A 672-nucleotide genomic window follows, 5' to 3' on the forward strand; every position below is an offset into this window, starting at 1 on the left:
CCCGACCTGCGGTTCGTGCTCCGGCATGTTCACCGCCAACTCGATGAACTGCCTGGTCGAAGCCCTGGGCCTGGCATTGCCGGGCAACGGTTCGACCCTGGCCACCCACAGCGACCGCGAGCAGTTGTTCCTGCAAGCTGGCCGCACCATCGTCGAGCTGTGCAAGCGTTACTACGGCGAGAACGACGAGTCTGTGCTGCCGCGCAACATCGCCAACTTCCAGGCGTTCGAGAACGCCATGACCCTGGACATCGCCATGGGCGGTTCCACCAACACCATCCTGCACTTGCTGGCCGCGGCGCAGGAGGCCGAGATCGATTTCGACCTGCGCGACATCGACCGCCTTTCCCGTCACGTGCCGCAGCTGTGCAAGGTTGCGCCGAACATCCAGAAGTACCACATGGAAGATGTGCACCGTGCCGGCGGGATCTTCAGCATCCTCGGTTCGCTGGCCCGTGGCGGCTTGCTGCACACTCAGCTGCCGACCGTGCACAGCCGCAGCATGGAAGAGGCCATCGCCAAGTGGGACATCACCCAGACCAACGACGAAGCCGTGCACCACTTCTTCAAGGCCGGTCCGGCGGGCATCCCGACGCAAACCGCGTTCAGCCAGTCGACCCGTTGGGAAACCCTGGACGACGACCGTGAAAACGGCTGCATCCGCAGTGTCGA

Annotated in this window: 1 protein-coding gene; it reads left to right on the forward strand. The window is 63.8% G+C overall.

Translation table 11 applies throughout. The annotated features are described in order from the left end of the window. Nucleotides 1-672 (forward strand): dihydroxy-acid dehydratase (locus D8V06_RS06680; RefSeq protein WP_177434390.1); only part of this gene is annotated, 672 nt, incomplete at both ends.

The organism is Pseudomonas sp. Sample_24 (assembly GCF_004307605.1).
Lineage (GTDB): Bacteria > Pseudomonadota > Gammaproteobacteria > Pseudomonadales > Pseudomonadaceae > Aquipseudomonas.